At 59.5% G+C, this 7,563-nt stretch carries 9 protein-coding genes; 7 read left to right on the forward strand and 2 right to left on the reverse strand.

Annotated elements, in window-relative coordinates; all coding sequences use genetic code 11:
* Positions 1-1,366 (reverse strand): transglycosylase domain-containing protein (locus Q4Q11_RS30060; RefSeq protein WP_498571757.1); only part of this gene is annotated, 1,366 nt, incomplete at its 3' end.
* 170 nt (positions 1,367-1,536) lie between these two features.
* On the opposite strand from Q4Q11_RS30060, the gene Q4Q11_RS30065 reads away from it, so the two are divergent.
* Positions 1,537-2,025 carry a YcgN family cysteine cluster protein gene (locus Q4Q11_RS30065; protein WP_498571758.1) on the forward strand — a complete coding sequence of 163 codons (489 nt, stop codon included), beginning with the start codon at positions 1,537-1,539 and terminating at the stop codon, positions 2,023-2,025.
* On the opposite strand, the gene Q4Q11_RS30070 is transcribed toward Q4Q11_RS30065, so the two are convergent.
* Positions 2,003-2,332, reverse strand: coding sequence for an MmcQ/YjbR family DNA-binding protein (locus Q4Q11_RS30070; RefSeq protein ID WP_498571759.1), 330 nt, complete (start codon positions 2,330-2,332; stop codon positions 2,003-2,005). The two genes, Q4Q11_RS30065 and Q4Q11_RS30070, sit on opposite strands and share 23 nt — an antisense overlap.
* 152 nt (positions 2,333-2,484) lie before the next feature.
* On the opposite strand from Q4Q11_RS30070, the gene Q4Q11_RS30075 reads away from it, so the two are divergent.
* The 6 genes from Q4Q11_RS30075 to ccmI form a co-directional block, all read left to right on the forward strand.
* A complete protein-coding gene (locus Q4Q11_RS30075; protein WP_113217570.1) occupies positions 2,485-2,793 on the forward strand; it encodes a Dabb family protein in 309 nt (102 codons plus the stop codon).
* 596 nt (positions 2,794-3,389) lie between these two features.
* Entirely contained in the window at positions 3,390-3,638 is a 249-nt protein-coding gene (locus tag Q4Q11_RS30080) for a hypothetical protein (RefSeq protein WP_112512832.1), read from the forward strand.
* A 136-nt stretch (positions 3,639-3,774) separates the two neighbouring features.
* The gene (locus Q4Q11_RS30085; RefSeq protein ID WP_113217571.1) at positions 3,775-4,446 is read left to right on the forward strand and encodes a response regulator transcription factor; all 672 of its coding nucleotides are present in this window, start codon (positions 3,775-3,777) and stop codon (positions 4,444-4,446) included.
* A complete protein-coding gene (locus Q4Q11_RS30090; RefSeq protein WP_112512834.1) occupies positions 4,436-5,830 on the forward strand; it encodes a sensor histidine kinase in 1,395 nt (464 codons plus the stop codon). Before Q4Q11_RS30085 ends, Q4Q11_RS30090 begins: the two co-directional genes overlap by 11 nt.
* Before the next feature lie 91 nt (positions 5,831-5,921).
* Entirely contained in the window at positions 5,922-6,353 is a 432-nt protein-coding gene (locus Q4Q11_RS30095) for an RT0821/Lpp0805 family surface protein (RefSeq protein ID WP_498571760.1), read from the forward strand.
* Positions 6,354-6,547: 194 nt separating this feature from the next.
* On the forward strand, positions 6,548-7,563 hold a 1,016-nt coding region (ccmI, locus tag Q4Q11_RS30100), incomplete at its 3' end, for a c-type cytochrome biogenesis protein CcmI (protein WP_498571761.1).

Below are 7,563 nucleotides of genomic sequence, written 5' to 3' on the forward strand. Positions count from 1 at the left end.
CGTAATTGTGCGGGCTCCAGTTACCCCAGCTGATCGGCGCATCGACGATGGTGGATGTCGGCGTCATGCCGTTCTCCATCGCAACCGAATAGGTGTAGACCTTGAACGACGAGCCTGGCTGGCGCAGCGCCCTGGTGGCGCGGTTGAACTGGCTTTCGCCGTAATCGCTGCCGCCGACCATGGCGCGCACCGCGCCGCCGTTTTCGATCATGACGCTGGCGCCCTGCTTGGCATGATAACGCTCGCCATACTCCATCAGGCTGGATTGAATCGAATCCTCCGCGGCCTTCTGCAGCCCCATGTCGATGGTGGTGCGCACGACCAGCGAGCGCTCGGGGAAGCGGGTCGAAAGCCGCTGCACTTCGTCGAAAGCCCAATCGAGGAAATAGTCCGGAGATTCGATCTGGGCTCGGTCAACGACCGAAGCGGGATTGCGTCTTGCCGCAATGACCTGTCCCTCGGTCATCAGCCCGCTTTGCACGAGATTGGACAGCACATCGTTGGCGCGGGCGCGCGCCGCCGGCAGATTGACATGCGGCGCATATTTCGCCGGTGCCTTGAAAAGGCCGGCAAGCATCGCAGCTTCGGCCAGATTGACGTCGGTAATGCTCTTGCCGAAATAGAATTGCGCCGCCGCCGCTGCACCGAACGTGCCTCCGCCCATATAGGTGCGGTCGAGGTAGAGGCTCAGGATCTCCTTCTTGGAGAGATTGGCTTCGAGCCAGATCGCGAGGAAAGCCTCCTTGATCTTGCGGTCTATGGAGCGCTCATTGCTGAGAAAGATGTTCTTGGCAAGCTGCTGCGTCAGCGTCGAGCCGCCCTGGACGACGCCGCCGGCCTGGGCATTGACGGTGACGGCGCGGAACAGGCCGATCACGTCGATACCGAAATGGTCGAAGAAGCGCCGGTCCTCGGTTGCGAGCACCGCCTTGATGAAATAATCCGGCAGCTGATCGACCGGCACGGAATTTTCGTGAATGATGCCGCGATGGCCGATGACGTTGCCATACCGGTCGAGGAAGGTGACGGCGAAGTTGCCGCGATTGCGCCAGTCGCCCTGGGTCGCTTCGAAGGCCGGCATGGCGAGCATGAGCATGACGACCGAGCCGGCTGTGCCCAGCGTGAGACCTTCGCCGAGCAGTTCGAAAAGAATGCGCTTCCAGCCGCGCACACGGAAGCGGCGGAAGAAGATCGTAATGTCTTCCCAAGCCTCTGCAAGGCGGAAACCTGCGTTCCAAAGGGTGGAGTCGATCCAGGAATCAAGGCGCAGGAAGAAATAGCGCTTCCGCCGCTTTTCGGTCCGGCTGTCCTTCGGCGTCTCGGGCTCCATCTTCTGCCCGCTTTCTGGATTGGATGGGTCTTCCACGCTCTACTTCCCGACCACATTACAGCCGCGTGTCTCCTTGCGGCACACGCAAAACCCATTATCTCATAGAACGGCTGATTGAATAATTGGTTGATTTAGAGAAAAGAACAAGAGACATGCATGCCGCAGCCCGAATTCCTCCTTTTTGTCGGGTGGCGAGGAAGACGATGATGACAGATGAAGTGCCCTTCTGGAAATGCAAGACCCTGACGGAGATGAGCCCGTCGGAATGGGAAAGCCTTTGCGATGGCTGTGGCCTCTGTTGTCTCAACAAGCTCGAGGAGTGGGACAGTGGCGACGTCTATTTCACCTCGATCCGCTGCAAGCTGATGGATGGCGAAAGCTGTCGTTGCACGAGCTATCCGAACCGCTGGGATTTCGTGTCCGATTGCGTGCAGCTGACGCCGGAGAAGGTACCGGAGCTGGAATGGCTGCCGCCCACCTGCGCCTACCGTCTCGTCAATGACGGCCGCGATCTCTACTGGTGGCATCCGTTGATCTCGGGCGATCCGGAAACAGTGCATATTGCCCGTGTTTCCGCGCGAGGACGCACGGTCAGTGAAGATGATGTCGATCTCGACGATTTTGAGGATTATGTCGTCGACTGGCCGCTGACCGTCCAGGACGATATGGAGCCTAATCCTCCGGCAAAGCCATAGATTTCGGCGCTACGTTTCGCCATGCGCGGCACACCAGAGCTTTGATCTCCTTATCATGGGCACGGCGATAAAAAAGCCGTGTCCAGCCCTTCAGGCCCCAGCTACCTTGCACGGCGGCGACCTGCTCGGGCATGGTTGCTAGTGCCATTTGCTGCTGGTCCGGCGTCAGTTTGAGGACGCAGAAATCCGGCCCCCGAAGTGTCATGAAAATCTTGCCCCGCACGCGAAAGTCACGGGTGTCGAAATGAGAGCCCTCCACCGTTTCCGGCAGGCCGAGGGCGAGGGATAGGATTTCCTCGTCGGTCATCCCGCGACAATATCACGTCCTGCCGTCATGCGGTCAATGGAGGCTCGCACGGAGTGCGGCGAGGCGGTCTCGCAGGTAAGGCCGGTTCATTGAATTGAGATTGTCCGCATGATATCGCGCCATGCCCCCGCATATGCACAAGGAGCCGCCGCGTGATCCGTCATATCGTCTTCTTCACCGTTCCCGATCGCGCCAAGCTTGAAGAGGTTCGCTCCGGCCTCTCGATCCTCACGGCCATTCCGCACGCGCGGCTTTTGGAGATCGGCACGAACGTCAAGACCGATCAGCTCGGAACCGAAGTCGATCTCGTCGTCTACGGCGAATTCGACGACGAGGAGGCGTTGGCCGCCTATAAGGCCCATCCGAATTACCAGCGATCCATCGAGCGTGTTCGCCCGCTGCGGGAAATGCGCATCGCCGCCGATTACGAGACTGCAACGGCCGTCCGCAAGCCGTTCTGAATGGGAAACTCAAACGCGGTCGTCCAGTCGGCCGTTTCAATCGCGGCTGGCCTCAATTGCTTGCGATTTCAATTGATTAGGCGCTCTTGCAGAATCTGATCGTTGACGATCTGATTCTTTGCGGAAGATTGTTGAGCCAACTTTTGAAGTCCCGGACTCGACTTCGCAAGAAATCGCGCCAAGCGATTCAAAGAACTCAAAGAAATCCTCATGCTTTATCGCAATAAAGCACCTGGCGGCCGATTGCATGGGCCGCGTGGCGGCATGACCGTTCGTGTCATGCCTATGAGCGGATGATAAACAAGAATGATTAAAGATAACTAAGCCTGCTGCATCGGGTTTGGTGTCGTGAACTCAAATATGCGTTTGGCCGCGCATATCGCCTGCAGATTGTATCGATGGCGAGCGATGGAGCGCCAGTTGGTTGCTCACGTGGCGATCTTGATATCCCGCATCTAATGATTTCATATGGTTACGCTGTCATTCCAGCGCGGCGCGTGCCCGCCAAGCCGAAAATTACAGCCCATTCATTTGCCATTCAGACGTGTTTGGGTAAATAATCGACCAAGTTAATATCCCCATGGGAAGTCCGAAGCATGGCCTCAATTTCAAGCATAGCAGCAGCGGCCCTTGTCGTGGCCGGCTCGGCTGTTTTGCCGGCGCCGACGTCGACCCTGGTGGCCCGTGCCAACAGCGACTGCAGCGACGCGGCAGCCGAAGTCGTCGCCAAGACCGGCGGGCAGCTCCTGTCCGCACAACCCTCCGGCGATAGCTGCATCATCACGGTCCTGGTTCAGGGTAATGGGCAGCGCCCGCGCAAGGTGACGATGAAAGTGCCGATGTGAAGCGCAGGCACCGGAGGCGCCAGCATGCAACTGACATTCTAAAGCCTTGAATTTTACACAAAATCTTTGTCTCAGTGATTCCACTGCAGCGCGATTTACAGTACTGTTTCTCGAACCGGAGAAATTGGATTCAGACATGCGCATTCTCATAGTCGAAGACGATATCAACTTGAATCGGCAGCTTGCCGAAGCCTTGAAGGAGGCGGGCTATGTGGTCGATACCGCCTTTGACGGTGAGGAAGGCCATTTCCTCGGCGACACCGAGCCCTATGATGCCATCATTCTCGACATCGGCCTGCCGGAGATGGATGGCATCACCGTGCTCGAGAAATGGCGCGGCGCCGGACGTGCGGTGCCGGTGCTGCTCCTGACGGCGCGCGACCGCTGGAGCGACAAGGTGGCCGGGATCGATGCCGGCGCCGACGATTACGTCGCCAAGCCGTTCCATGTCGAGGAAGTGCTGGCGCGCATCCGCGCGCTCATCCGCCGCGCCGCCGGCCATGCTTCCTCGGAAATCGTCTGCGGCCCGGTGCGGCTCGATACCAAGAGCTCGAAGGCGACCGTCGACGGCAAACCGCTGAAGCTTACCTCCCATGAATACCGCCTGCTTGCCTATCTCATGCATCACAAGGGCGAGGTCGTTTCGCGTACCGAGCTTGTCGAACATATGTACGACCAGGATTTCGATCGCGATTCCAATACGATCGAGGTCTTCGTCGGTCGTCTGCGCAAGAAGATGGGTGTCGATCTGATCGAAACGGTCCGCGGCCTTGGTTACCGAATCCAAGCTCCGACCAATGCGAATTAAGTCGCTCACCGCTCGTGTTCTGCTGCTGACCACGCTCTGGTCGGCCGTGGCGCTGGTGGTGATCGGCCTCGTCATCTCCAATATCTACCGCAAAAGCGCCGAACGCGGCTTCCAGGATCTGCTGCGAGCGCAGCTCTATAATGTCATCAATTCGGTGACGATCGGCGATCAGGGCGCGCTGTCGGGCAGTCCGCAACTTGGCGATCTGCGCTTTGCGCAGCCGAAGACGGGTTGGTACTGGATCGTCGAGCCGCTCGGCACGTATACGTCGACGCCCTTAGTCTCGTCGTCGCTCGGCGCGTCGAACCTGCCAGTGCTTTCCGTGCTGGAAGCGCCTTTCGACAAGAATTACGAGCGCTACTACGTCGTTACCGACGCCTTCGGAAATCGCGTGCAGGTTGCTGAAACCGAAATCCAGTTCGACACGGACCATGCGGCTCGGTTTCGCGTCACCGGCAATGTTGCCGTCGTCGAGGACGACGTTCGCAATTTCTCTCACAGCCTCTATTTTGCGCTGGTCGGCTTCGGCGTCGGTAGCCTGATCGTCAACGCGCTCGCCATTCTCTACGGTCTGAAACCGCTCGATAAGGCCCGTAGGGCGCTGGAGCGCATCCGCGCCGGCGAAAGCGAGCGGCTGCAGGGTGATTTCCCGCGCGAAATCCTGCCGCTTGCCAATGAGGTCAATGCGCTGATTGAAAGCAACCGCCGCATCGTGGAGCGCGCCCGCATGCAGGTCGGCAATCTCGCGCACTCGTTGAAAACGCCGATCGCCGTGCTGCTTAACGAATCGAGAGTGCTGGAGCGCTCGCATGGCGATCTGGTGAAGAACCAGGCCGAGGTCATGCAGGGGCAGGTCCAATCCTATCTCAATCGTGCCCGCATCGCCGCGCAGCGCGAATCCGTACTGGCGCGCACCGAAGCCGAGCCGGCGCTCGAGCGGCTCATCCGCGTCATGCGGCGGCTGAACGCCGACAAGGAGTTCGAACTTTCCGTCTCGCCCAATCTGGCGCTCGCCATGGAACAGCAGGATCTCGAGGAAACGGTCGGCAACCTTCTGGAAAATGCTGCCCGTTTTGCCGAACACAAGGTACGCTTGGTTGCAAATGAGGCGCCATCCGAGGTCAAGGGCATCGATCCGGCGCGGCGCCACTGGGTGGAACTGGTGGTTGAGGACGACGGTCCGGGGCTGGAGCCGGATCAGATCCGCGAGGCCATGAAGCGCGGGCGCAGGCTGGACGAAAGCAAGCCCGGTACAGGGCTTGGCCTCTCGATCGTCAGCGAGATCACCAACGAATATCAGGGCCGTTTCGAACTCTCCCGGGGTACCTGGGGCGGACTTCGTGCGAGCCTAATTTTGCCGGGTCTGATGAAGGATGTTGCGTGAGGAACGGCATGATGCCAAAAGGACGTTGTGGGTCATGATGATGCTGCAGCGCAGTACCTATGGTTTTGCTTTTTGATACTGGTTCGGTTGTATGAAGCTTCGTACCTTTTTTCTGGTCGTTCCCTCTCTTTTCGCCGCGATTGCGCTTTCCGGTTGCTCCACGACGAGCGGCTTGGGGGGCGGCAAGAGTCTGTTTTCGTCTGCGAAGCCTCCGGCTTCAGCGACCTTCATCAATGCTCTTGATGGTGGCATCGTCGAGCGCGGCGGCGTCAAGCTCAGCGACAGCGACAAGCAGCGCGCAATGGAGGCGGAGTATCGGGCGCTGGAGACCTCGCCGCTCGGCCAACCCGTGACGTGGAAGGGCAGGAATGCAAGTGGGGAGGTTACCCCCGCCGCGCCCTATCAGGTCGGGTCTCAGAATTGCCGGCAATATACCCATACCGTTACCTTCGATGGCAAGTCGACGACGGCAAGGGGAGCTGCCTGCCGCAATGACGACGGCACCTGGACGCCGCTCGACTAAAGCAGTTCCAGGAAAAGTGCGCAGCGGTCTTCCGTCCGGAATCGCGTAAAACAAAAGATGGAGCATTTCGCGGTTCGAAGAAAAGCGGAAAGCTCCGGGTTTCCGTGCCGAAGGCGCGGCGAAACGCCTCAAATCTTCGTCAAAGCCCCCTTTCCCGGTTGGAATAAGCGCCCCGTTAAAGTATGGGCGTGTTTATGCTGTTCTGGATTCTCGTGGCCGTTCTGACGGCCGTTGTCGGCGCTGTGCTGCTCTATCCTCTTTTGCATGGTGCAAAAGAGGCGGAGGACTGTCGCTCGGGGGAAGCCGAAGTCTATCGCGATCAGCTTCGCGAATTGGACCGCGATCTTGCCGGCGGTCTGATTTCCGCGCAGGAGGCCGGCTATGCCCGCGCCGAGATCGGCCGTCGCCTTATCGCAATTACCAAAACCGGGAAGCAACAAGCGAAATTGCCCTTGCGCGGCAATTATCGTCTTGCCCAGGCCTTCATCGTCACCGTGCTTCCGGTCGTGGGCCTCTGTCTTTACCTTGCCAAGGGCGATCCGGGTTTGCCGTCGCAGCCATTGGAAGCTCGGCTTGAGAAGCCTGGAAACGATCTTGCGATCTCGATCGTCAAGATCGAGCAGCATCTGGCGAAGAATCCGGATGACGGCAAGGGCTGGGAGGTGCTCGCGCCGATCTATTTCAGGATCAATCGCATTGGCGATGCCGAGCTTGCCTATCGCAATGTCATTCGCTTGCTGGGGCCGAGTGCGGCCCGCCTCGGCGATCTGGGCGAGGTCCTCGTCGTCAAGGCCGATGGCATCGTGACCGCGGAGGCGCGGGACGTGCTGCAGCAGTCGCGGGCACTGGATGCCACCGATCCACGCACGCTTTTCTATCTGGCGCTGGCGCTGGAGCAGGAGGGCAAGACGGCCGAAGCGAAGACGGCCTTTGCGGCTTTGGCCAAGCAGTCGCCGCCGGATGCGCCGTGGCTTGCTGCCGTCAACGAACACATCGTCAAGAATGGCGGCCAGCCGGCGGCATCGGCGAACGACAAGGCACCCGGCAATCCGACGGCGGAGGACGTGGCTGCGGCCAATGCGCTCGGCAGCGGCGATCGCCAGCAGATGATCCGCGGCATGGTCGACAGCCTCGATGCCAGGCTCAAGGACGATCCGAAGAATTTCGAGGGCTGGATGCGGCTGATCCGCTCCTATGCGGTGCTGAACGA

It is taken from the genome of Rhizobium sp. UFLA01-1127, from assembly GCF_059803845.1.